The sequence below is a fragment of the Pseudoduganella sp. R-43 genome (assembly GCF_049913255.1).
GTDB lineage: Bacteria > Pseudomonadota > Gammaproteobacteria > Burkholderiales > Burkholderiaceae_D > Rugamonas.
Window position 1 is genome coordinate 4700850 of record NZ_CP183988.1, and the last position, 24680, is coordinate 4725529.

Genomic DNA, 24680 nt, shown 5'->3' on the forward strand with positions numbered 1-24680 from the left:
TTTAGGAGGTTTTCAAATCCAGCGCAAGGCGAAGATCAACCATACCAGCTTCTCGCGACGCCGTCACTGTTCCGCCAAATCTTCGCATCAGTTGTTGCATTCCGATATTCTCCGACAGGGCTTCGCCCGTGATTTCGCGCGTTCCGCGGCTGCGGAAATAGTCAAACAATTTCTGGAACAGGATATTTCCCAATCCTTTGCCTTTCAGATCGGAACGCACGATGATCGCGAACTCCGCTTTCTGGTTGTCCGGGTCGGCTACCGCGCGCACCACGCCCAGCGTCTCCGGCTGGCCATCGGCGCCGGTGCGGGTGGCAATGAAGGCCATGGCGCGGTCGTAGTCGATCTGGGTCAGGCGCGCAAGCTGGGTCGGCGGCAATTCCTTCATCGCCGAGAAAAAGCGCAGGCGCACATCGTCGGGGTCGAGCTGGCTGAAAAAGCGCACGTGGGCCGGGGCATCTTCCGGCCGGATCGGGCGCAGCAACAGGGCGGCGCCCTGCCACTGGATTTCCTGCTCCAGCTCTTGCGGATAGGGGCGGATCGCCATGCTGCTTTCGGCGCGGCGCGGGCCCAGCGCGGCCCGTGCGGCATGCACCTGCAGCACGCCGTCCACCACGGTGACTGGGTCGATTTCCAGCGCGGCGATTTCGCCGATGTCGGCCACCAGTTCGGCCACATGCACCAGCGCGCTGCACAGGATTTCGCGTTCGTCGACCAGGGCGCGGCCGACGCCCGTACGCCGCAGCATGTCGCGCGCCAGCACGGTATTCAAGGGCGGCAGGCCGACGGCGCGGTCGTCCACCACGCGCCCGGCGCTGCCGCCCAGGCCAACGCTGATGGCGGGCCCGAAGACAGGGTCGACCTGCATGGCGATGCGCAGCTGCTGCACATTGCCGCCGGCCGGCTCGCTTGCCAGCGGCAGGCCGTAGGCCGCCAGAACGGCGGCCAGGTCGGCGCGCGCCAGCTCGGCCTGGCCGGCGGCGCGCGCCGCTTCCACCAGGTTGCGCGCCGCCTGCCGCTCCGGCACCGAATGCGCGGGCACCTGGGCCGGAACCTCGATCAGCAAGGCCTGGTTGCGCGAATACTGCACCACCTGGCTGTAGGCGCGCACGGCTTTTTCGGGCGTGTCGTAGGTCGGCAGGCCGGCATCGGCGAAGACCTGCCGCGCGCCGGCCACCGAGGCGCCGCCCAGCCAGCAGGAGAGCACGCTGCGGCCGCTCTGGCGCAGCAAGGGCGCCAAGGCCTGCGCCACGCCGGTGCTGGCTGCGGCCGACGATGGCGCGTGCACCACCAGCAATGCATCGGCGCCCGGGTCGGCCAGCAAGGCGCTGGCTACGGCGGCATGGCGTTCGGCACTGGCTTCGCCGCCGATGTCGATCGGGTTGGCCAGCAGCAGCCCGGGCGGCAGCTCGTTGCGCAGGCGCTTGCCGGTATCGGGCGAGAATTGCGCCAGCTTGCCGTGCACGTATTGCAGCGCGTCGGCGGCAAGCTTGCCGGTGCCGCTGCCGTTGCTCATGATGGCCAGGCGCGTGCCGCGCGTGGGCCTTGCGCGCGCCACCGTTTCGACCGCGTCGAACAGGTCGGCCGAGGAATACACGCGCAGCATGCCGGCGCGGCGGATCACGGCGTCGTACACCTTGTCGTCGCCGCTACGGCCGGCCTTCAGCACCACGACCGGCTTGCCGCGCGCCGCCAGCCTGGCGGCGGAAATGAATTTGCGGGCGCAGCTCACCGATTCGATGTGCATGATGATGGCGCTCGTGTCATCGTCCGCCGCCAGGTAGTCCAGCATGTCGCCCAGGTCGATATCGCCGCCCTCCACCACCGATACCACGCGCGAGAAGCCGATGCCGTGCAGCTGTGCCCAGTCCAGCACCGCCGTCATCACGGTCGCCGACTGGGAAATGAAGGCGGTCTTGCCCGGCTTGGCGCCGGCGTGGGCGGCACTGGCGTTCAGGCCTGCCAGCGGCGCGAGCAGGCCGATGCCGCCAGGGCCGAGGATGCGCAGCAGGTATGGGCGCGCCGCCCGCATGATCTGCTGGCCGATGGTAGCGCTGACCGGCGTCAGGATGATGGCGCCGCGCGTGCCGCGGGCGCCCAGGTCGGCGATCAGGGCCGGCACAGTTTCGGGCGGCGTGCAGATGATGGCCAGGTCCGGCGCGCGCGGCAGGGCCGACAGGCGCGGGTAGCATGGAATGCCGCGCAGCTGCTCGTATTTCGGATTGACGGGCCAGATCGCGCCGGCAAAGCCGCTTTCCGCCATGTTGTTCATCACCTGGGTACCCATGCGGTCGGGCCGCAGCGAGGCGCCGAAAATGGCCACCGAACCGGGGTCGAACAGGCTGTCCATATTCCTGATGCTCATGGCGGCTTTCCCTTACCAGCGTGAATAGTGGTCCTCGGTCACGCCTGCCAGTTGCGTGACGATGCGTTTCGGCCCTTCCGGCTCGCTGCGTACCCAGCCGCTGAAGTGGCCCACCGGCTGGATGTAGCGGCTGGCAGCTACCAGCAGGTTGCGGTCCTGGCGGCGCGCGCCGTCGGGGGTAAAGAACAGCTCCAGCTGGTCGTCTTCGGTGAAGATGTGCCAGCGCTGCATGGGGTCGTGCGGGTCGAAGATGAAATGCGCAGGAGCCAGCGGCACCACTTCGCCATCGATCCAGAGCGCATTTTCGTGGCCGCCGAAATAGCCCGATTGCAGGTTGAAGCCCATTTCCAGGTTGTGCCCGGAGGCCCAGCGCCACGAAGTTTCACGTGCCAGCAGGCCGTTCGAATAATCGAAGCTGGCCACGCCTCCATCGAGCTTGTATTCGTCGCGGAAGGTGCGTATTTCACCGTTCAAAGGCATGCCGGGCGACTTCTGCGTGCCGTGCAGCGCCCCGCCCGCCACCGGCCCTGTCGCCAGCAGCAGCGGCGCGATCGGCGGCCCGAATTCTGCGTCGATCTCCATGTAGGGGCAGCGCAAGGCCAACTGGAAGCGTTCGCCTTCCAGCGGTTCGATGCTGACCTGGGCGCTGCGCGTGCGGAACCAGCTTGCCGCGCCGGCGTGCTCGCCGACGCCGACCGACATCCGGCCCGGCAGGCCGTCTTGCGAGAAGTTGGCCATCATATCGTTGTCGTTGCGATCGAAGGCGTAGGCGAAGCAGGTGCTGGTCCAGCCCAGGTCGACGATGGCAACTGCCGCCATCACCTGCTCCGAAACCAGCGAGACGTAATGCCATTTCTTGTGATGGAAGCGGCGCCACAGTCTGCCGCGCGCATGCTCGCCAGCCAGCAAATGCCAGTCGAAAGATTGCGTCGCGCCGGAAAAGCGGCCCAGCAAGGGCTTGCCGTCGGTGCCCACCACGCGTTGCGGCGCCGGGGCGAGCTTCATTGTTCGACTCCCTGGCCGTCCAGCTCCGCCTGCAGCGTGGCGGCGAATCCGGGCGGCTCACTGGCCTGCACCTGCACCTGCGGGCAGCCATGCCAGTTGGCCAGGCGCTGCACCGCGCCGGCAACGTCGCGCACGAAGCGCTCGCTGACGCGGGCGTCCGGCTCCAGCACCAGGTTTTTCAGTTCGAACGTGCCGCCGCGGCGATGCGCCTTGGCGTCGATGCGGCCCACTAGTGCGCCGCGGCGCAGGATAGGCAGCGTGAAGTAGCCGTAGCGGCGCTTTTCGGCTGGCGTATAGCACTCAAGCCGGTAATCGAAGTCGAACAGGTCCAGGGCGCGGCGGCGGTCCCACACTACCGGGTCGAAAGGCGACAGGATGGTGGTGAGCGTCGGCGACAGGCTGCCTTCGGCTGCCGCTTGCGCCAGGTCCGCCAGGTCGTGGTGGATGTACACCGGGTCTTTCCAGCCGTCGACGCGGGCGCGCAGCAGCAAGCCTTCCTCGGCCAGCGCTTCGAGGTCCGGACGCGGCGGCTTGGTGCGGTAGTAATCGGCCACCCAGGCGCTGCGCGCAAGGCCCAGGGCGCGCACCGATTTCAGCGCCAGTTCGCGCCGGGTTTCATCCATGCCGGGCATGCGGCTGTCGTCCCAGTCCGGCAGCACGCGCTCGGCCAGGTCGTACACGCGCTGGAAATTCTGGCGCCGCGCGATCATCAGCTCGCCGGCGGTGAACAGCACTTCCAGCGAGCGCTTCTCCGGCTTCCATTCCCACCATCCGCCGGCCTTGCCGTCGGTACGCTCGAAATCGGCGGAGCGCACCGGCCCATTGCTGCGGATATGCTGCAGCACGCGCTCGACGTCGGCGCGCCGTTCCTTCATCCACTGCGCCGAATACTTCCATCCCATCGCGCCCGGATCGACCATGCGATGGCGCAGCAGGCGGTAATCTTCGATCGGCACGAAGCACGCCTCATGCGCCCAGTATTCGAACAGCGCCCCTTCGGCCAGGTGCTCTTCCAGCCAGGGCTGGGGATAGTCGCCCAGGCGGCTCCACAACACCAGGTAGGGGCTGCGCGCCACCACATGGATGGTGTCGATCTGCAGCACGCCCATGCTGCGGATCGCTTCCAGCACGTCGCCTTTCTGCGCCTTGCGCCGGCGCGGTTGCAGCAGGCCTTGCGCAGCCAGGTGCAAGGCACGTGCCGCGGCGAGGGAGAGATTCAGTTCGGTCAAGACTCGATTCCTGTAGGGTGTGAACGCCTATTCTAATAGCGAATTGACAGTATTTCTTGGCATTTTGCGAATGATGGTGGCTGCCAGGCAGCATTGATCCGTTTTTTTGACCCCGCTGCCGGGGTTTGAGTGCAAAATAAGCCTGTGCCAACATCCACCGCCCGTCAGATTTTCCGCAAGCTGTATCGCATGATACTGCTGCCCTCTTTCACGCTGGTTTTGCTGGTGGTAATGTGGGCCGACGTGTTCTACCAGCTCAGGCAGGACGCTGAAAGTGCGCATTACGACGCCGTCCAGCACAGCCATTCGCTGGCGCGCACGCTGGCCGAGCACTCCGGCCATTTGCTACGCCAGGCGGACCATGCCACCCAGCTTTTCAAGCTCAAGTTCGAAGAAACCAACGGCGCCCTGCGCCTGCCCGAATTCAGCAAACGCGGCGGCCTGCTGGACTCCGTCATGCCGGCCCGCCTCGAATTGCCGATCGCCCTGATCGACGCCAACGGCAAGCTGGTGGAGAGCATGCACGGCGTTTTCCCGGCCAATTCGGCCAACCTGGGATTCTTCAAGGCCCTTGCCACGACAGCCGGCGACGCAGCCCTGGTCACCAACCCGATGGTGGAACCGATCACCAGGAAGTGGCAAATCCAGATCGCACGCCGGCTGGACGACAAGGCTGGCAAGTTCGCCGGCGTGATCGTGCTGATGATCGACCCGGCCTATTTCGTCGAGGACTACGACCGCCTGCACGTGGACGAAGGCGGGCTGGTCATGCTGATCAGCCGCGACACCGCCCTGGCTACCGGCCGCGTCGACGAGAAGCTGTTCATCACCGACACCATCGACTACGTCGCGCCGGCCGACCCGGTCAACCTGCCGGAAGAACTGCTGCTCAAGACCCCTATCGACAAAACGGAGCGCATCTACGGCTTTCGCGACATGCCGCGCTACTCGCTCACCGCCGTGGTGGGCGACGCCAAAGAGCACGCGCTGGCCAAGTACTATAGCCAGCGGCGCCTGTACTTTGGCGTCACCGCCATCGTTTCGGTGGTGGTGCTGGTATTCAGCCTCCTGCTCACGCAGCAGGCGCAGCGCCTGCGCGAGAGCACCCGCGAAGCGACCTACGCGCGCGAAAAGCTGCACGCCGCCGTCGATGCCAGCCTTGACGCCCTGTTCCTGATCAAGGCCTGCCGCGCCGGCGGCAACGCCGGCGCGATTACCGATTTCATCCTGGTCGACGTGAACGAGCGCGGCGCCCGCATCCTCGGCCACTCCTCCGACGACGCGCTGGGCAAGCGCATGGGCGACATGCTTCCCCTCTGGCATAGCGAGGGCATGTTCGACAAATGCATGGGCGTGATGCGCACCGGCGAGCCGCTGGAAGAGGAATTCGAATCGGCTGTATTCGGCGTACCGCTCTGGCTGCGGCACCAGATCGTCGCCATCGAGGACGGCGTCGCCGTCACCGCGCGCAATATCACCGAGCGCAAACGTTCGGAAATGGCCGTGCGCCAGAACCAGGCCGAGCTGCAGGCCGTCAACGATGCCTCGCCGCTTGGCCTGGTACGCGCCGACAAGGACGGCAAATGCACCTACGTCAACCGGACATTCGAAGCAATCACCGGCATGCCGCGCGACGCGGCGCTGGGGGACGGCTGGTTCGATGCCGTCCATCCCAACGACCGCGACATGCTGCGCGCTTCGCTGCGCCACCTGAATACGACCCAGCAGGCCTTCCAGGAAACCCTGCGCTGCGTGCACCCGGACGGCAAGATAGTCTGGACCTCGATCAAGGTGGCCCCGATCGTGATCGACAATGCAATAGCCGGCTATGTCGGAACGCTGGACGACATCACGCTGGTGCGCAAGTCCGTCATGGCCCTGCGCGAAAGCGAGGCCCGCCTGCGCACCATCGCCGATACCCTGCCCGCCATGATCGCCTACGTCGACTTCGAAGAGATCTATCGCTTCCACAACCTCGCCTATGAGCGTGAATTCAGCAAGACCGGCCTGCAGGTCACGGGCCGCACGGTGCAGGAAACGGTCGGCGAGAAGCGCTATGCCTTGCTGCAACCCTACATCGCGCGTGTCTTGCGCGGCGAGACCCTGACCTTTGAGGAAGAAGACGACACCGGCGACCACCTGCGCACTTACGACGTGGTCTACATTCCGCAGCTGGACGAAGACGGCATCACCGTGATCGGCTTCCACGTGATGCGCCAGGACGTGACTGCGCAAAAGCGCGAGAAACAGCGCCTGCTCAAGCTGTCGCAAGTCGATGCGCTGACCGGGCTCACCAACCGTGCCGGCTTCCTGCAAAAACTGAGCGAGACCATGGCGGCCTGCCGCGAGGGCGGAAGCTTGATGGCGGTGATGTACCTCGACATCGACCGTTTCAAACCGGTCAACGATACCTACGGCCATGCGGTTGGCGACGCGCTGCTCAAGGCATTTTCGGCGCGGCTGTCCAATACCGTTCGCGCCAGCGATACCGTGGCGCGCCTGGGCGGCGATGAGTTCACCATCATCATGGACCATATCTCCAGGACCGAGGACGCCGCCGTCACCGCGTCCAAGATCGTGCACGCCATGCAGCAACCTTTCGAGCTCGATGGCATCCTGGCCAATGTCTCGACCAGCATCGGCCTGACCTATTACCGCGATGAAGATCTCAGCCCCGCAGAATTGCTGAAACGCGCCGACCTGCTGCTGTATGAAGCCAAGCAGGCCGGCCGCAACACCTTCCGCAGCGGCGAGCCGTTGCCGGCAATGCGCTCTCCGAACGCGGCCTGACCGGGATCAAGACACCGGACAGCCGTTTGCGCTATATTTGCGTTTCCCACGCCCAGCTTTACATTTCATGCGCCTGCTGCACACTTCCGACTGGCACCTTGGCCAGTCGCTGCATAATTTTGACCGCCACTACGAGCACCAGCGCTTCCTGGACTGGCTGCTGGACACCATCGTGTCCGAACAAGTCGATGCCTTGCTGGTGGCCGGCGATATTTTCGACAACGCCAATCCGTCTGCGGCCTCGCAGCGCCAGCTTTACGGCTTCCTTCAGCAAGCCCGCGCCCGCGCGCCGCAGCTTGACATTGTCGTCATTGCAGGCAATCACGACTCTCCCGGCCGCCTTGAAGCTCCCGGCCCTTTGCTGGAGGTGCACGGCACCACCGTGGTCGGCTACCCGCACCGCGACGCGGACGGCAATATCGACATGGAACGCATGCTGGTGCCGCTGACAGGGAAAAACGGCGCCGTGGCGGCCTGGGTTCTGGCCGTTCCCTTCCTGCGCCATGGCGACGTGCCGCGCTTGCCGGCCGTGCAAGCCGCCACCGGAGAGGACGCCGCGCCGCAGCCCGATCCCTATCTTTCCGGCATCGCGGAACTGTACCGCCAGGCGCTGGAACTGGCCAGCGCCCGCGCCGCCGAAGGCCAGGCGATTGTCGCAATGGGCCACTGCCATATGGTCAACGGCACCATGTCGGCCGAATCCGAGCGCCGCATCGTCATTGGCGGCACGGAGATGCTCCCCACCGGCATCTTCCCGCCGCCGATTGCCTACGCGGCACTGGGTCACCTGCATCTTGCCCAGCAAGTCGGCCCGCATGCGCATATCCGCTACTGCGGCAGCCCGATTCCGCTGTCCTTTGCCGAAACGGGCTACCAGCACCAGGTCCTGCGTATCGACCTGGAAGGCGCCCAGGTGGCGGAAATAAGCGTCCTGCCGGTCCCGCGTGCCGTGCAGTTGCTGCGCGTGCCGGAAAAGCCGGCCACGCTGGAAGAGGTGAAAGCCGCACTGGCCGCCATCGACCTGCCGGAAGCGCCATTGGAACAGCAGCCGCTGCTCGAAGTTCGCATCAAGCTCACCGCGCCGGAGCCCGGCCTGCGCGCCGCCGTCGAAGAAGCGCTGCAAGGCAAGCCTGTCCGCCTGGCGAAAATCGAGACTTCGAGCGCCGCCCGCGCTTCCTTTGAAGAAGCCGCCTTGTCGCTCGACCAGTTGGCTACCCTGCAGCCGGACGAGATCTTCAGGCGCCTCTACCAGCAACGCTATGGCGCCGAAGCGCCCGCCGAACAACTGGCAGCCTTTGCGGAACTGGTGCAGCCATGAGAGTCCTGCGCATCGCCGGCAAGAATCTTGCCTCGCTGGCCGACGAGTTCTGCGTCGACTTCACCGCCCAGCCGCTCTCCGACGCGGGCCTGTTCGCCATCAGCGGCCCGACCGGAGCCGGCAAGAGCACCCTGCTCGACGCCCTGTGCCTGGCGCTATACGACGACACCCCGCGCCTGCATAAGGCGGACGGCAAGACGCCCGACGTCGGCGACCCGGTGTCGTCGCAAGACCCGCGCACCTTGCTGCGCCGCGGCGCCGCCGAAGGCTGGGCCGAAGTCGACTTCGTCGGCAACGATGGCGCATCCTATCGCGCGCGCTGGAACGTCTGGCGCGCCCGCACCAAGGCCGCCGGCGCTTTGCAGCCAACGAGCATGACGCTGCACAAGCTGCCGGGACTGCAGCCGCTGGGCCACAAAAAGACCGAGGTCATGGCGGAAATCGTGCAGCGCATCGGCTTGAGCTTCGAGCAGTTCACGCGCGCCGTGCTGCTGGCGCAGAACGAGTTCTCGGCCTTTCTCAAGGCCCGGGACGACGAGCGCGGCGCCCTGCTGGAGACCCTGACCGGCAGCGGCATCTATAGCGAAATCTCAAAGCGTGCTTTTGAACGCTGGCGTGCCGAGGAACTGGCTTTGAAGGCCCTCAGCGCAGGACTGGCGAACCAGCAACCATTGTCGCCGGATCAACGCGCCGCAATCGTCACCCAGGCCGAAGCTGCCGAAACAGCGCTGCACGCCGCGGCCCGGCGCGTCGCAACGCTGGAAGCCGAACTGCGCTGGCACCAGCAAGCCGAACGCCTGGCCGCGGCGGCACAGCAGGCTCGCGAACAGCTCCAGCAACGACAGCAGGATTCCGACGCCGCAGCGCCGCGCCGCGCGATGCTGGCGCAACTGGATGCCGTGCAACCGGCGCGCGCACTGGACGATGAAGTGGTCCGCCTTGCAGCCGAACGCGCCGCCACTCAAGCGGCGATTTCCCTCGCAGAGCAGGAAGCCGAACGCACTCGCCTGGCACTGGAAGTGCTGGGCGGCGATGTCCATCAGGCCGGCGCCGCGCTGGCCGCGGCCGAAGGCGCGCAGCAGGACGCGGTGCCGCTGCTGGACCAGGCGAAAGTACTCGATGTGCGCCTGGAATCGTTGCAGTCGGCCGTCACCCAGGCTGCCAGCGCCCGCGACGCCTCAGCCCAGGCCGACGCCGCGGCACGCACCGCCCTGGCCGCACGCGAAGCGCAGCAACAGGCCCTCGCCGACGAGCAGCACGATTGCGAACAATGGCTGGCCGCGCACCAGCACTGGTCGGCGCTGGCCCGCGACTGGGCGCGCTGGGATGTGCTGTTTGCGCAGGCCGGCCAGCAAGCCGACCGCGCCGATAAACACTCGCAAGCGCTGGCCGCCGTGCAGCAAACCGCCGCCCGCCAGCGACAGGACGAACACCAGGCGCGCAACGGCTTCGCTGCCGCCACCGAGCGTTTGCGCCAGGCCGAATCGCAGCGCGAGCTGGCCACGAAAGCGCTGGCAGGCATCGATGCCGACAGTAACGCCCGGCAGCGCCAGCACCTCGACCGGCGCCGCATGCTGCTGGCCGAAGCAAACGCCGCCTGGCAAGAGCTGGCGCAGCTCGGCACCCGCCAGCAGGACCTGGCGACGCGCAGTGCTTTACTGCAGGCTGCCCGCGACAGTGCCGAAGCCGAAGCCGCCGCTGCCCGCCAAGCCAACGCCGCATTGTTCGCCGCCTCGGCGCAGGCCGAACGCTCGCTGAAACTGGCCGAAGCGGCCACCGGCGAAAGCGTCGAAAAGCTGCGTGCCACGCTGCAGGACGACTGCCCCTGCCCGGTTTGCGGCTCGCATCAGCATCCATACCGGAACGAGGATGGCCCGCTGCACGCCATGCTGGCGCAACTGCTGGCCGAAGTGCACGACTGCCGCGACAAGCTGCAGCGCAATGTCAAGCACGAGGCCGAGCAGCAGGCCCGCCTCCAGTCCAGCATTGAACAGTTGGCGGCTATCGGCGTCGAGCAGCACAGCATCGGCAACACGCTGGCCAACGTCCAGCCCCGCTGGCAAGCTGCGCGCGCCGCCCTGGCGGAACACGCCGGCCAAGCTGGCGGCGACGAGGACAATACCGGCTGGCTCGCCGCGCATGCGGAGGCGCTGCAATCGGCATTGCACGCCCTGGAAGGCCAGGAACAGTCCCACCGCCAGGCCGCCCGCGTCCGCGAGGTCGCGCAAACTGCCTGTGAACAGGCAAACGCCGATTGCAGTCGCCACCAGCAGGCCCTGTCCGCAGCCCAAGCCGCCCTGGCCCAGGCCGAAGCGCAGCACAAGGCCCTGGACCAGCAGCGTATCGACACCGCCCTGCAAATTGCCGACCTGCTCGACCAGCTTGACGCCCCGTTGGCACGCGACGGCTGGCAAGACGAATGGAAGGAAAGCCCGGCGCGCTTCCACGAGCAGCGCGCGCGCGAATGCAGGCAATGGCAGGCGCAACGCCAGTCCGCGGATGAGCGCAGCAGCGCAATTGCCGCCCTGTCCATCGAGGTGCAGTCCTTGCGCGCCGCCCAGGAACGCTGCGCTGCCGAAGCCCTCGCCACGCAGGCCGCTGCCGAAGCAGCGTGCGCCGCACGCGACGCCGCGGCCGCCGAACGCCAGGGGCTCTGGCAAGGCCGCCCAGTGCGCGAAGTGGAATCCGAATTGCGCGCGACAATCGACGCCGCCCGCACCGCCCTGCAAGCGCGCCAGGAATCGGCCCAGCAGGCCGCCCAGCAGCGTACCCGCGCCGACGAAATCCACGTGCAGGCCAGGCAACGCCTCACCGCACTGGACGCCGCCGCGGAAAATGCCGCCGCCCGCCTGCAAGCCTGGCTCACCGACAACCAGCCCCTGGGCATCGAAAGCCTGGAAGCACTGCGCGCCCTGCTCGCCCACTCCCAGCAGGCGATCCGCGACGAACGCATCTTCCTGCAGGCGATCGACCAGGCACTGGCATCCGCCAATGCAGTGCAAGCCGAACGCGAAGCGCAACACGCCGAACACCTGGCCGGCGCGCCCGAAGGCGAGCAACGCAGCGCTGCCGAACTGGAACAGGCCCTGGCGGCCCTGCAGGAACAGCGCAAGCGAGCGCACGACCATGCCGCCGCCCTCAAGCTGCAACTGGCGCAGGACGACGACCGCCGCCAAGCCGCAGAAGCCCTGCTGGCCGACATCGCGCGCCAGCAGGAAACGGAACGCCGCTGGGCGCAACTGAGTGAGCTGATCGGCTCGGCCGACGGCAAGAAGTTCCGCAACTACGCCCAGCAATTCACGCTGGACGTGTTGATCGGCTACGCCAACGCCCACCTGTCGCAACTGGCGCCGCGCTACCAGCTCGAACGCATCGACAACCCCGCCCAGCCTTCGCTTGGACTGCTGGTGCGCGACCTGCACATGGGCGATGAAAAACGCTCCGTGCACTCGCTCTCTGGCGGCGAATCGTTCCTGGTATCGCTGGCCATGGCGCTCGGCCTGGCTTCGCTCTCGTCCAACCGCGTGCGGGTGGAATCGCTGTTCATCGACGAAGGCTTCGGCAGCCTGGATGCGGAAACCCTGCGCGTCGCCATGGACGCGCTGGATGGTTTGCAATCGATGGGGAGAAAAGTGGGCGTGATCTCCCACGTGCAGGAAATGACCGAACGGATCTCTACCCGGATCGCGGTGCAGCCCGCAACCAGCGGCCGCAGCGCAGTCTCAGTCAGCTAAGCGCAAGGTGCGCTGGTCCTGCTTGACGCGCACCATTTCCCAACCGAGTTCGCGGCGGATCTGTTGCGGGTCGGGCAAGGGACGGCGTTCCTCCTGGCGCGACTGCAGCCAGTTGCGCACTGCTTCCTTGCTTGGTTGCCTGGACTTTTCCATCGTAAACCTCCATCGGCATGACGGTCACTCCTTCAACGCAAGAAGTGGCCGCCAGTTGACGGAAAGCGCCTGCCAATTTGTTATGATGTGTAAATGGGAATCGGCGCCATATCATCGTCGGGCAGCTACGCGCCGCAGGCAAGCGCACCTGCGCGCAGCGCTACGCGCAGCGAATCGACCCAGCAGCAATATTCCCCCGAAGACCAGGCAAAAATCGACCAGCTCAAGGCGAGCGACCTCAAGGTGCGCCAGCATGAGCAGGCCCACCTTGCCGCCGCCGGCAGCCTGGCCACCTCAGGCGCCACTTACACCTACCAACGCGGTCCGGACGGCGTGAATTATGCCGTGGGCGGCGAAGTCAATATCGACACCTCGCCCGGCCGCACGCCCGAAGAAACCATCGACAAGGCGCGCCAGGTGCAGGCGGCGGCGCTGGCACCGGCCGACCCGTCCGGCCAGGACCGCAGCGTGGCCGCGCGCGCCGGCCAGATGGCGCTGCAAGCCCAGGCCGAGCTTTCGGCGAAGCAACAAACAGTCCAGCATGCCTACGGTCTTTCCGAAAAGCAAGCAACGATTGATATCTTTGCCTGATAAAATCGTTCTTTTGCCCGGAGTCTAGGCCATGTTCCTGAAAGCCCCACGCACCCTCACTTTCAAATGCGCAAAATGCAGCAAAGCAGTTAAGGTTGCATTGCAGAAAACTTCTGCGTGCTCGCACATTACGCCGTACTATGGTGTCTGCACCTGCGGGGAAGTGAAACTGCACGCCACCGGCGCCCCGGAAGCGGTCAAGTCCTACCTGGAGTCAAACGGCTTGTGGACTCATCACCATTGATAATCCTCAAGAAATCCAGAAACTTGCCGTATCAGGGGTAGTACCCCTAAAAGGTTTCCTATCATGAACCCTCTCAACTCCATCGGCCCACGCCAGTACCAGAACACTTCCTTGTCCCCTGCCACTTCGCAGGCGGAAAGCAAGCCTTCGCGCGCCAATGCTGTGAGGGACGTGAATGCAGATAGCGCGGTTTCGCTGTCCAGCAACGCGGTCGACCTGCAAAAGCGCGTCGACCAGTTGGGCAACAGAACCGTCGACATGGCACAGAGCCTGATCGGCAGCTTTGCCAAAAATTTACTCGGCGACAATGCCAAGGGCGCCAAGATTTCCTTCGACTCCGTCGCGCTGGAATCGAATGCCAGTTTCGCTGCCGGCGCACTGCATGCCGAAGGTGCCGATGGCGTAGCCGATGCCCTTGGCTTCAGCCTGAACGAAAACTCCCACTTCCTCGGCAAAGGCACCATCACCACCGCCGACGGCCGCAAGCTGAGCTTTGAAGTGGAAATCCAGTACGAAGCCACGATGACCGCCGGCGCGGCATCCAACGTGCCATCGCGCCGCAAGGATCAAGCCGACCAGAACCCTGCCATGCCATTGCCGGAAGTAGAATTCCCGGACATCGACTTCCCTGGCAGCCTGGCCGACCTGTTCCGCCTGATGGACCGCAATATCAGCGCCACGCTCAAGCAGCAGAACGAACAAGGCCAGGAGAGCGACGCCGGCAACCTGACCATGCGCCTGCTCAAGCTGGTCGATGCGGAATCGCCACTGGATACCTACCTGCCAGCTAACGCCAGCGAAAAGGCCAAGGCTTACGGCCGGCTGCAATCCGAGCCGGGCCAGGCTGCGGAACTGGCGCATGCCGCCAACGCCGCCCGCCAGGCCGCGCGTAATGGCGAAATCGACCCGCCGAGCGACGACATCGATCCACCGGCGACCGACATTGACCCACCTGCGACCGACATTGACCCACCGGCAACCGATATCGATCCACCGGAAGCCGCCGCCGCCCCGATTGACCCGCCAGCGCCAGCCATCGCCCCGGCCCCTGAAGAACCGCCAGCAGCCTGAGCCCGCGTATAATGGCTGCCTCCTGAATTGAAATTCGGGGTCAGGTCTGGCAATCGGACAAAATGTCCGATTGCCAGACCTGACCCCGAATTTCATTAGAAAAGCCACTATGCAAGAAATCCACTGGACTGAACAAGGCGAGACGCGCTCTGCGCGCTGGCATTCCGAATCGGGCAATCCGCCGCCCAAGCGCGTGCAGGTCGCAGACGACACCATGAACGCCGACGTCGCCTATCGCCTCGCCTGCGAAGGCACCGCCCTGCTGTGGCGCGGCGATTTCCAGAACGCGCGCCAATTGCTGCAAGCGCTGGCCCGTCGCGCCGACCATAAGAAAGCCAAAGGCGGCAAGGGCCGCAAGGTCGCCCCCGCAAAAACACCGGCCAGCGCCACCGAGGCCTTCCACCTGCACCGCCAAGCCCAGTCGCAGCGCGCCCGCACGCTGGCCATGCTACTGGTCCCTTTCGAACCCGGCTACCGCATTCCCTTGCGCCGCGCACCTGACGTGGCGTTGGCCTGCAACGAGGCTTATGGCCGTGGCGAAGATGCCTTCGTGATTTCCCTGCGCGAGCTGCAAGGCCTTATCGGAGCCCACGAGTGGCGCAAGGCTGGCGTGCCGGTGGCTGCGCTGGGCGAACGTATCCACCCGCATTACGGCGTGTTTTCGCCTGTGCGCGGGGAGTATGTGCAGCTTGTGGCCGATGCTCCGCTGCCGAAAGGCGCTTTGGAGCTGGCTTTCGATATCGGCGCGGGTACCGGCGTGCTGTCCGCTGTGCTGGCCAAGCGCGGTGTGAAGCACGTGATCGCCACTGATATGGACAAGCGTGCCCTCAGTTGCGCCCGCGACAACCTTTCCCGCCTGATGCTGGACGACCAGGTCGAACTGCTGGAGGCAGATTTGTTCCCTCCCGGCCAGGCGCCGCTGGTGGTCTGTAATCCGCCTTGGGTGCCGGCCCGCCCTAACTCCTCGGTGGAGCATGCTGTCTACGATCCTGACAGCCGCATGCTGCGCGGCTTCCTGTCCGGCCTGAAGGCCCACCTGGCGCCAAACGGCGAAGGTTGGCTGATTCTGTCCGACCTGGCCGAGCACCTCGGCCTGCGTTCGCGCGCGGAACTGGAAGAATGGATCGCCGCTGCCGGCCTGATAGTGCTGGGCCGCCTCGACGCGCGCCCAGTCCATCCGAAAGCCAGCGACGCCAGCGACCCGCTCCATGCCGCCCGCTCGTCAGAGATTACTTCTCTCTGGCGCCTGGGAATCGCATAAATCGACCTTGCGGAACCGAAATGTGTGAGCTATAATGCTTGCCTCAGACGCGGGGTGGAGCAGTCTGGCAGCTCGTCGGGCTCATAACCCGAAGGTCACAGGTTCAAATCCTGTCCCCGCAACCAGATTCAAAAAGCCGTTGCCTTTGCAACGGCTTTTTTCATTTCCGGGTGCGCCAATGCAGATGTCAACGTGCTTACGCTGGATCCCAGTCCTCTTCTTGGCTGCCTGCGCCAGCCCTGGCAAGCAGGCCGACATTCTCGCCCAAAAGCTCAGCGCCGATATCCTGGCCGCCGACAGCGCCACGCTGACCCTGGAAAAATGGTGTGCCGACCATGCTATGGCGGCCGAACCGAAGATCGTGGCCCGCCTGGTGCGCGGCACGGATAAACCTGCGGCCGCAGAAACCCTTGCCCGGCTGGGCGTAACGAGCGCCGAAATCAAATATCGCCGCGTACAGCTTTACTGTGGCGCACACCTGTTTTCCGAAGCGGATAACTGGTACGTTCCCAGCCGCCTGACGCCGGAGATGAATCGCCTGCTGGACGAAACCGACGCGCCGTTCGGCAAAGTGGTGCGGCCATTGGCGCCTTATCGCCGCACCTTCTCCAGCACCATGCTGCATTCGCCAACCGCGCTGTTTGAACATGCCGCGGTACTGTACTCCGCCTCCCGGCAGCCCATCGCCGAAGTGCGCGAAACCTACCAGCGCGGGGTTCTCGCATTTTTGTAGTCGAGCTGTCACAATTGCACGCGACAGAACCGCAAGGAGCAACGCGTGAACCAAAAAGACACTTCAAAAGACCTGCCAGCCAGCCCTGCGCGCCGCCGCATCTTCCAGGCAGCCGGCGCCGCCGGCCTTGCCGCCAGCCTGCCCGGCGTGACTGCAGCTCCGGCGGTGAAATCGACACAGCCAGCCAAGGCCATGTCGCTGGACGACAAGCTGCAGGCCAACGTCAAGAACGTGGTGGTGATCTACCTGGAGAACCGCAGTTTCAACAACCTGTTCGCCGATTTCCCCGGCCTTGCTTCGCCAATGTCGGCGCTGAAGCCAGCCGACTACCAGCAGCGCGACTACGATGGCAGCATCCTGCCGACACTCCCGAAAGTCTGGGGCGGCCTGGTGCCAGTACCGCAGGATATCGCCGGCAAGCGTTACGAACTCAAAGAGGACCAGCTGACCGGCCTGCCGAACGCACCATTCAAGCTGGTCGACGCCGAAGGCAAGCCGCTGCCGGAATCGGTCATCACGCGCGACCTGTGGCACCTGTTCTACCAGAACCAGATGCAGATCAACGGCGGCAAGAACGATAGCTTCGTCGCCTGGGGCAATACCGGCGGCATGGTGATGGGCTACTACGGCGAGATGGAAAAGAACCTCGGCCTGTGGCAGGTGGCCCGCCAGTACACCTTGTGCGACAACTTCTTCATGGCGGCTTTCGGCGGCTCCTACCTGAACCACCAGTTCCTGGTCTCGGGCCGCTGCCCGGTGTACCCGAATGCAGCCAATAGCCCGGCCAAGCGCAAGATCGCGGTGCTGTCCGATGGCCCGACCGGCCACACCCTGGCCCTTGATCCAAAGAGTCCGAAATCCGCACTGGAAGGCCGGCCGCATTACGTGAATGACGGCGCTATCACCCCGGATGGTTTCGCTGTCAACACCATGGCTCCGCCGTACCAGCCAAGCTTTGTTCGCCCCGCGCCCGGCGGCGATCCCCTGCACGCCAATCCGGAAGACCCGGCCTACCTGCCGCCGCAAACATACGACACCATCGGCGACCTGCTTTCGCGCAAGGGCGTGAGCTGGGCCTGGTACGGCGGCGCATTCCAGGCTGCGCTCGACCACAAGGGCGGCGGCACCAAGCCGAATTTCCAGTACCACCACCAGCCGTTCAATTACTTCGCCAGCTTCGCGCCTGGCAGCGCGCAACGCGCCGCCCACATCCGAGACGGCGGCCTGGGTGACAGCCCGATTTCGAACAAGTTCCTGGCCGATGTGGTGGCAGGCAAGCTGCCGGCGGTAAGCTTCTACAAGCCGCAGGGCAACCTGAACCTTCATGCCGGCTACTCGGATATCGAGTCCGGCGACCAGCACATCGTCAACGTGCTGGAGCACCTGAAGAAATCGCCACAGTGGGAAAACATGGTGGTGGTGGTGACATTCGACGAAAACGGCGGCTGGTGGGACCACGTGGCGCCGCCGAAGGGCGACCGCTGGGGCCCGGGTTCGCGCATCCCGGCCATCATCGTGTCTCCGTTCGCCAAGAAGTCGACGGTGGACCACAGCTTCTACGACACCACCTCGATCCTGCGCTTCATCACCCGCCTGCATGGCCTGCCGTTGCTGGAAGGCCTGGCCGAGCGCAACAAGGCCTTCGCCGATCGCGGCGCCTTGCCGCCGGGTGACCTGACGGGAGCCCTCGCCTTCCGTTGACATGGTTGCCCGTGTTACAATTCGCCGGTTCTAAAAGGAAGCCCGACTGTTTCAGCCGGGCTTTTGTTTTCTGCGACGGATAATGAGAGATAAAAAAGACAACGCGACAATCGACCTGCCAGGCTTCGAGCCTGCCGAGCCGATGGCGCCGGAAGCCAAGCTTCCGCCGCCGCCGCGTGTGCGCCGCTCTCCGCGCAAACAGGAACAACTCGACTTGCTGGGCGAACTCGGGCCAACCGACGCCAGCGGCCTGCCAATCTGGCAGAATGATCCCAACCTGGACCTCACCGGCCTGCCGATTTGGCGGCGCGACTAAAAAATGACCTCTTTCGCTACCCTGCCACTGTCCGAAAAACTCCTTGCCAACCTGGACTCGCTGGGCTACCGCGAAATGACCGAGGTCCAGGCGCAAAGCCTTCCATCCATCATCGAGGGCCGCGACCTCATTGTACAAGCCAAGACCGGCAGCGGCAAAACCGCAGCTTTCGGCATCGGCATGCTATGCAACCTGAATACCGCCTGGTTTGCCGTTCAGGGACTGGTGCTCTGCCCCACCCGCGAACTAGCCGACCAGGTAGCCAATGAACTGCGCCGCCTGGCGCGCTGCGTGCCGAACGTGAAGGTGGTGGTACTGACCGGCGGCACGCCAATGCGCCCCCAAATCGCCTCGCTGGAATTCGGCGCCCACATCGTGGTCGGCACCCCGGGCCGCGTGCGCGACCACCTGTCGCGCGAATCGCTCGACCTGTCCAATGTGCGGATGCTGGTGCTGGATGAAGCCGACCGTATGACGGACATGGGCTTCTATGACGAAATCGCCGGCATCGTGCGCGCCTGCCCGAAACGCCGTCAGACCTTGCTGTTCTCGGCAACCTACCCGGACGACATCCGCCAGGCGACAGAAGCCTTCCTCTACGATCCGGTCGAAGTGACTGTGGAAGCACAGCACAGCGGCGGCCAGATCGAGCAGCGCTTCTACGAAATCGGCTTCGACGACCGCGACCAATCGGTCGGCAAACTGCTCAAGCACTACCAGCCGGCATCCGCCATCATCTTCTGCAACACCAAGGTGCACTGCAAGGAATTGCTGGATGAACTGCATGCAGAAGGCTTTTCAGCGCTGGCTTTGTACGGCGAACTGGAACAGCGCGAACGCGACGAAATCCTGGTGCTGTTCTCCAACCGCAGCTGCTCGATCCTGATCGCCACCGACGTCGCCGCGCGCGGCCTCGACATCGCCAATTTGGAAGCGGTCATCAACGCCGACGTATCGCGCGATACCGAAGTCCACATCCACCGCATCGGCCGCACCGGCCGCGGCGGCGAAAAAGGCTTGTCGCTGACACTGTGCGCGCCGAACGAGAAGAAGTGGGTCAAGCTGATTGAAGACTACCAGGGCGCGCCCGTCGAATGGCACGACATCAAGGAGCTGGCTGAAGACGAATTCGTGAACGCCGAACCGGCGCCGATGCTGACGCTCTGCATCGCAGGCGGCAAGAAGGAAAAGCTGCGTGCCGGCGACGTGCTGGGCGCGCTGTGCGGAGACGGCGGCCTGACCAAGGAACAAGTCGGCAAAATCAATGTCACCGAATTCCAGACTTATGTCGCGCTGGACCGCCGCATCGCCCACGACGCCTTCGCGCGACTGAAGGCCACCAGCACCATGCCGGGAGGCGACTTCGGCAGCTTCAAAGGCCGCAATTTCAAGATGCGATTTATCGAAGTTTAAGCACGGACCGAAACGCTGGCGGGGAATTGCGGCGCGCGGCGGACCATCGTCGCCTGCTCGAAAGCGTAGGCCATGCCGATCAATGCCGCCTCACTGAAGGCTGTGCCGACGAAAGACAAGCCGACTGGCAGGCCCCGCACGTAGCCCGCAGGCACGGTGATGTGCGGATATCCGGCCACCGCAGCTGGCGAAGAAAAACTCTTGCCGTAGTGGTCGCCGTTAATGAAGTCCGTCAGCCATGCAGTGCTGTCGGTCGGCGCAACCAGCGCATCCAGTTCGTGCGCTTTCAACACCAGGTCGATGCCCTCTTTTCGCGAATAACGGTGATTGTTGGCCAGCGCGTCCTGGTAGGCCTGGCTGTCGAGGCCCGGCTTGGCTTCCGCGCGCTCCAGGTACTCCTGGCCGAAGTATGGCATTTCAAGCTTGGCGTTCTGCTTGTTGAAAGCGATCAGGTCGGCCATGTTCCTGACCTTCGCATTTGGCGCGTAATCCCGCAAATAGGCCGCGAGGTCGACTTTGAATTCATGCAGCAGCACTTCGGTTTCGCTGTCGCCGTACTTCTCCGTGTTGGGCACCTGCACGTCGACCAGGATTGCACCTTGCGCCTTCAACGCTTCCAGCGCCTTTTCGATTTCAGCATCGACGCCATCGCTGCCGCCGAAGAAATTGCGGGCAACGCCGAGGCGCTTGCCGCGTAAGGCATCGCGCTTCAGGGCCGACGAATAATCGGCAGCCTTGCCGGCGCCATCCTGCGTGACCGGATCCTTTGGGTCGATGCCCGCCATCGCGGCCAACATCAATGCGGCGTCCGAAACGCTGCGCGCCATCGGGCCCGCTGTGTCCTGGGAGTGCGCGATGGGAATGATGCCGCTGCGGCTCACCAGGCCAATTGTCGGCTTGATGCCGACCAGGCCGCAGATCGATGCGGGCGATACGATGGAGCCGTCGGTCTCTGTGCCTACGGCCAGCGTCGCCAGCCCGGCGGCAATCGCTGCGCCGGAACCGGAACTCGAGCCGCTGCAGTTGCGGTCCAGCGAATACGGATTGCGGGTCAGGCCGCCGCGCGCACTCCATCCGCTGACGGAGTGGCTGGAGCGCATATTTGCCCATTCGCTCAGGTTGGTCTTGCCGATGATGACCGCGCCCGCTTCGCGCAGACGCGCCGCCACGTGCGAGTCGCGTGCTGCCCGGACACCGGCAAGCGCCAGCGATCCGGCGGTAGTGCTCATGCGGTCTGCCGTCGCGATATTGTCTTTCAGGAGCACCGGAATGCCGTGCAGCGGACCGCGCACGCGCCGCTGATGGCGCTCACGATCCATTTCGCGCGCAATCTTCAACGCCTCAGGATTGATTTCGATGATGGAGTTAATGCGGGGGCCCGATTTGTCGATCGTATTGATCCGGGACAGGTATTGCGAAGTAAGCGCATGGGAGGTCAGCTTGTTGGCGGCCATCAGGCCTTGCTGATGCTGGACTCCGGCATCAAGCACGGACGGCACCGCCGCCTGCGCACGCGGCAAACCAGCTGCCCCGCCGGCAGCCAACCCCAACTTCACGAACCCCCTTCGATCCATCTGGTACGCCCTCAGTCAAGAAAAGCACAAACCAGTAGAATACCAGCATGTTGTAAGCAATTAATACTGTTAAAAAGTAAAAAAGCCCGCATCAGCGGGCTTTTTATTGCGCGTTTGCAACAGTTTGCTGCAATTAGGCGCGCACGACCTTCTTGAACTCGTGGGTACGGGTGTCGATTTCGACGACGTCGTCCTGGGACACGAACAGCGGCACCTGGATCGAGAAGTTGCGGCCTTCGATGGCGTTTTCCAGCTTGGCTTCCTTCAGCACGTTACCGGAGGTGTTGCCTTTAACAGCTGGCTCCGAGTAAATGATCTGGCGAGCGATGGTGGTTGGCAGTTCCACGGAGATTGCCTTGCCGTCGTAGAAGACAGCTTCGCATTCCATACCGTCTTTCAGGTAGTTGACTGCTTCGCCCATGTTCTCTTCTTCGATTTCGTACTGGTTGTACTCTTCGTCCATGAACACGAACAGTGGATCAGCGAAGTACGAGTAGGTCACTGGCTTCTTGTCCAGAACGACCACGTCGAACTTGTCATCGCCGCGGAACACGTTTTCCAGCGGGGCGCCGGTCAGCAGGTTTTTCATCTTCCACTTGTAGGTGAAGCCAGTGCGCGACGAGCCGTTGACGTCGGAACGCAGAACGATGAATGGCTTGTCTTCAACCATGATGATGTTGCCGACACGAATCTCTTTTGCGAATTTCATAGCGAATATATACCGGTTAAGGGGAGTTGCAGTAACCGTGCATTATAGCACGGGGTTGATGTATTACCTGAGCGATGCACAAAAATTAGTCAAATTCGTGGCCAGATCGCCGTTTGCCAGGATTTTTTGTTGCCATTCCGACGACTTTGCCGAAATTTCAGGCATTGCCGCTGCGAGGGCTTTCCACAAGGTTGGCCAGTCGCCCTGAGCCGCGCCGTTCCAGCACAGCGAAAACTCGTCGAACGCACTGCCTGCCGAATAGCGCTGCAGGAAAGCGCGCAACTTCTTATGGTGCAGGTTTTCATCTTGCGCGTAAATATGCCAGATGAAGGATTTGCCAGCCCATTGCGCCCGCACCCAGGAATCTTCGCCACGCACGAAGTTCAAGTCGCAGGACCAGAGCAGCTTATCGTAATCCTGTTGCGGCACAAACGGCAGCACGCGCACAGTCAGCGCGCCTTCACTGCGCACCGTACCCGGCACGGCTGGCTGGCCAAGGAAGTTTGCTACAGCTTCACTCGCCACGCCTTCCGGCACCAGGCAAGTCACTTGCTGCTCGCCGCCGCGCCACGCCGCGAACAGCTCCAAGACCGGCGCGTAGGGATAGCAGAACAGCGACACCTTCATTGCTGCCGCCTCGGCGCCCGTTACGCCTAGCGAGGACAAGAAAGCCGGTACGGCAGCGGGATCGGAGATATAGGCGCGGCGCTCGGCTTCAAGGTCTTTTTCGTACAAGAGCCCGCCTGTTTTTTCAGTAAAGCCCGGGAAGAAGAAATACTTGGTCAGCGGCAGGCGCGGATGCTTGGACGGCAGGCTATGGCAGCCTTCCACCCACTCTTCCGCGCTCAAGCCTTCAAGGTTCAGCCACACCGGGCGCTCCGGGCGCTGCGCCATCGCGGCAATATAGCCAGGCGGGATGTCACAGGCAAAGAATTCGATCACGATGTCCGCCACATCGTCCGACGCAAACTCACCCTCTTGCGTAGCCCAGTGACGCACGGCGATGCCGTCAATATGTTGCGACTCGGCGGTTACGTCGACTTGCGGACAGATGCGTTGGAACGAACGCAAGTCATCAACCCACAGCCGGACGGCGATGCCGTGCTCGCGCTGCAGTTGGCGCGCCAGGCGCCAGCAAATACCGATGTCGCCGAAGTTATCGACAACTTTGCAAAACAGATCGAGGGACAAGCTAGTTGACATAGGCCGGAAAACGAAAAAGCCGCACTAGGCGGCTTCATTCTAATCTGTGGCGTCCCCACGGGGATTCGAACCCCGGTACTCACCGTGAAAGGGTGATGTCCTAGGCCTCTAGACGATGGGGACCCTGGACTTGCACTACGCTTTGAATGACTTGGCGTCCCCACGGGGATTCGAACCCCGGTACTCACCGTGAAAGGGTGATGTCCTAGGCCTCTAGACGATGGGGACGTCGTAAAAGCGTGCGCGAATTATATCAGCGTGCAAGCCTCATTTCAAGGGCGCAACGGCGAAGTGTTCGATGCGATTGGTGTTCACGTAATGTGACTCCGCCGACATCATCCCCACCAGCACGAGAATCGCCAATGGCGGCAAGGTGATCGCGAAGATCAGCGCCAGCCTCTCCCACTTCATGTGCATGAAAACCGCGACGATAAAGCCGGCTTTCAGCGTCATCAAAATCAGGATCAGCGACCAGCGCAGCATGCCCTGCAAGTGGAAGAAGTCCACCAGGTAGGAGAAGAAACTCAATACGAACAGCAATATCCAGACTTTGACATACGTCCCAATCGGATGCTGTTGATGGGCGGCGGTAGCTTCGGACATGGCGGCCTCCTACCAGAGATAGAACAATGCAAAGATGAATACCCAGACAAGGTCGACAAAGTGCCAATACAGACCGGTGATCTCGACGATGTCATAACCCTTTTTCTCATAATGCCCATTCAGCACACGCCGCGCGATGATCGACAAATAGATCACGCCCGCCGAGACGTGCAGCCCGTGGAAGCCGGTAATCATGAAGAAACACGACCCGAATTGCGCCGCCCCCATCGGATTGCCCCATGGCCGCACACCTTCGTGAATCAGCTTGCTCCACTCGAAAGCCTGCATGCCCACGAACAGCAGGCCGAAGCCTGCAGTCACCAGCATCAGCGTTGCGGCCATTTTTCGGTTGCGCTGATAGCCATAGTTCACCGCCATCGCCATCGTGCCGCTACTGGTAATCAGCACGAAAGTCATGATCGCGATCAGGATCAGCGGGTAGCTGGTTCCGGCAATGGTGAGCGAAAATACTTCGCTGGGATTCGGCCACGCTGAAGTGGTGGCCATGCGCACTGACATATAGCCTGTGAGGAAGGTGCCGAAGATGAAGGTATCGCTAAGCAGGAAGATCCACATCATTGCCTTGCCCCATGGGACGCGGAACGCGACGCGGTCTCCCGCCCAGTCGGACACGAAGCCTTTCAAGTCATTGGTGCCGGTATCCATA

The 24680-nt window shown here is 63.7% G+C and carries 19 protein-coding genes and 3 tRNA genes; 11 read left to right on the forward strand and 11 right to left on the reverse strand.

Features of this window, described 5'->3' with window-relative positions:
• Nucleotide 1: 1 nt before the first annotated feature.
• Genes ACN9M3_RS21165 through ACN9M3_RS21175 form a run of 3 tightly spaced genes read right to left on the reverse strand, consistent with a single transcriptional unit; the run spans nt 2 to nt 4599 of the window.
• Nucleotides 2-2365 (reverse strand): bifunctional acetate--CoA ligase family protein/GNAT family N-acetyltransferase, encoded by a 2364-nt coding sequence (locus tag ACN9M3_RS21165; protein ID WP_426318537.1) that lies wholly within the window; start codon nt 2363-2365, stop codon nt 2-4.
• Nucleotides 2366-2377: 12 nt separating this feature from the next.
• On the reverse strand, nt 2378-3370 hold the full coding sequence (locus tag ACN9M3_RS21170) for a DUF2804 domain-containing protein (protein WP_426318538.1): 993 nt from the start codon (nt 3368-3370) through the stop codon (nt 2378-2380).
• Nucleotides 3367-4599, reverse strand: a complete 1233-nt coding sequence (locus ACN9M3_RS21175) for a winged helix-turn-helix domain-containing protein (protein ID WP_426318539.1) — start codon at nt 4597-4599, stop codon at nt 3367-3369. The genes ACN9M3_RS21170 and ACN9M3_RS21175 overlap by 4 nt, the downstream gene beginning before the upstream one ends.
• 144 nt (nt 4600-4743) lie before the next feature.
• Between ACN9M3_RS21175 and ACN9M3_RS21180 the strand changes: the two genes are divergently transcribed.
• The 3 genes from ACN9M3_RS21180 to ACN9M3_RS21190 all read left to right on the forward strand — a co-directional run bounded on the left by ACN9M3_RS21180 (nt 4744) and on the right by ACN9M3_RS21190 (nt 12441).
• Entirely contained in the window at nt 4744-7389 is a 2646-nt protein-coding gene (locus ACN9M3_RS21180; protein WP_426318540.1) for a diguanylate cyclase domain-containing protein, read from the forward strand.
• A 67-nt stretch (nt 7390-7456) separates the two neighbouring features.
• A complete protein-coding gene (locus ACN9M3_RS21185) occupies nt 7457-8707 on the forward strand; it encodes an exonuclease SbcCD subunit D C-terminal domain-containing protein (protein ID WP_426318541.1) in 1251 nt (416 codons plus the stop codon).
• Nucleotides 8704-12441: an AAA family ATPase gene (locus ACN9M3_RS21190; RefSeq protein ID WP_426318542.1), complete on the forward strand. Its 3738-nt coding sequence runs from the start codon at nt 8704-8706 to the stop codon at nt 12439-12441. Before ACN9M3_RS21185 ends, ACN9M3_RS21190 begins: the two co-directional genes overlap by 4 nt.
• Here ACN9M3_RS21190 and ACN9M3_RS21195 read toward each other — a convergent pair.
• The gene (locus ACN9M3_RS21195; protein ID WP_426318543.1) at nt 12430-12594 is read right to left on the reverse strand and encodes a hypothetical protein; all 165 of its coding nucleotides are present in this window, start codon (nt 12592-12594) and stop codon (nt 12430-12432) included. The genes ACN9M3_RS21190 and ACN9M3_RS21195 overlap by 12 nt on opposite strands.
• Nucleotides 12595-12687: 93 nt before the next feature.
• On the opposite strand from ACN9M3_RS21195, the gene ACN9M3_RS21200 reads away from it, so the two are divergent.
• The 8 genes from ACN9M3_RS21200 (at nt 12688) to dbpA (ending at nt 19924) form a co-directional block, all read left to right on the forward strand.
• A complete protein-coding gene (locus ACN9M3_RS21200; RefSeq protein WP_426162513.1) occupies nt 12688-13185 on the forward strand; it encodes a putative metalloprotease CJM1_0395 family protein in 498 nt (165 codons plus the stop codon).
• Between the two features lie 307 nt (nt 13186-13492).
• On the forward strand, nt 13493-14500 hold the full coding sequence (locus ACN9M3_RS21205; protein WP_426318544.1) for a hypothetical protein: 1008 nt from the start codon (nt 13493-13495) through the stop codon (nt 14498-14500).
• A gap of 109 nt (nt 14501-14609) precedes the next feature.
• Nucleotides 14610-15761 carry a methyltransferase gene (locus tag ACN9M3_RS21210; RefSeq protein WP_426318545.1) on the forward strand — a complete coding sequence of 384 codons (1152 nt, stop codon included), beginning with the start codon at nt 14610-14612 and terminating at the stop codon, nt 15759-15761.
• A 48-nt stretch (nt 15762-15809) separates the two neighbouring features.
• Nucleotides 15810-15886 (forward strand) — tRNA-Met (locus ACN9M3_RS21215).
• Nucleotides 15887-15981: 95 nt separating this feature from the next.
• Nucleotides 15982-16494, forward strand: a complete 513-nt coding sequence (locus ACN9M3_RS21220; protein ID WP_426162517.1) for a hypothetical protein — start codon at nt 15982-15984, stop codon at nt 16492-16494.
• Between the two features lie 45 nt (nt 16495-16539).
• The gene (locus tag ACN9M3_RS21225) at nt 16540-18195 is read left to right on the forward strand and encodes an acid phosphatase (RefSeq protein ID WP_426162518.1); all 1656 of its coding nucleotides are present in this window, start codon (nt 16540-16542) and stop codon (nt 18193-18195) included.
• Between the two features lie 82 nt (nt 18196-18277).
• Nucleotides 18278-18511 carry a hypothetical protein gene (locus ACN9M3_RS21230; RefSeq protein ID WP_426162519.1) on the forward strand — a complete coding sequence of 78 codons (234 nt, stop codon included), beginning with the start codon at nt 18278-18280 and terminating at the stop codon, nt 18509-18511.
• A 3-nt stretch (nt 18512-18514) separates the two neighbouring features.
• A complete protein-coding gene (dbpA, locus tag ACN9M3_RS21235; RefSeq protein ID WP_426318546.1) occupies nt 18515-19924 on the forward strand; it encodes an ATP-dependent RNA helicase DbpA in 1410 nt (469 codons plus the stop codon).
• Here dbpA and ACN9M3_RS21240 read toward each other — a convergent pair.
• From ACN9M3_RS21240 to ACN9M3_RS21270, 7 genes are all read right to left on the reverse strand, one after another.
• The gene (locus ACN9M3_RS21240; RefSeq protein WP_426318547.1) at nt 19921-21498 is read right to left on the reverse strand and encodes an amidase; all 1578 of its coding nucleotides are present in this window, start codon (nt 21496-21498) and stop codon (nt 19921-19923) included. The two genes, dbpA and ACN9M3_RS21240, sit on opposite strands and share 4 nt — an antisense overlap.
• Nucleotides 21499-21631: 133 nt before the next feature.
• The gene (locus tag ACN9M3_RS21245; RefSeq protein WP_130311408.1) at nt 21632-22207 is read right to left on the reverse strand and encodes an elongation factor P; all 576 of its coding nucleotides are present in this window, start codon (nt 22205-22207) and stop codon (nt 21632-21634) included.
• Nucleotides 22208-22270: 63 nt separating this feature from the next.
• Nucleotides 22271-23410: an elongation factor P maturation arginine rhamnosyltransferase EarP gene (earP, locus tag ACN9M3_RS21250; protein WP_426318548.1), complete on the reverse strand. Its 1140-nt coding sequence runs from the start codon at nt 23408-23410 to the stop codon at nt 22271-22273.
• A gap of 47 nt (nt 23411-23457) precedes the next feature.
• A tRNA-Glu gene (locus ACN9M3_RS21255) sits at nt 23458-23533 on the reverse strand.
• 29 nt (nt 23534-23562) lie between these two features.
• Nucleotides 23563-23638 (reverse strand) — tRNA-Glu (locus ACN9M3_RS21260).
• Nucleotides 23639-23677: 39 nt separating this feature from the next.
• Nucleotides 23678-24013, reverse strand: coding sequence for a cytochrome C oxidase subunit IV family protein (locus tag ACN9M3_RS21265; RefSeq protein ID WP_426162523.1), 336 nt, complete (start codon nt 24011-24013; stop codon nt 23678-23680).
• 9 nt (nt 24014-24022) lie between these two features.
• Complete coding sequence (locus ACN9M3_RS21270) at nt 24023-24679, reverse strand: heme-copper oxidase subunit III family protein (RefSeq protein WP_426162524.1); 657 nt, start codon at nt 24677-24679, stop codon at nt 24023-24025.
• Between the last annotated feature and the right edge of the window lies 1 nt (nt 24680).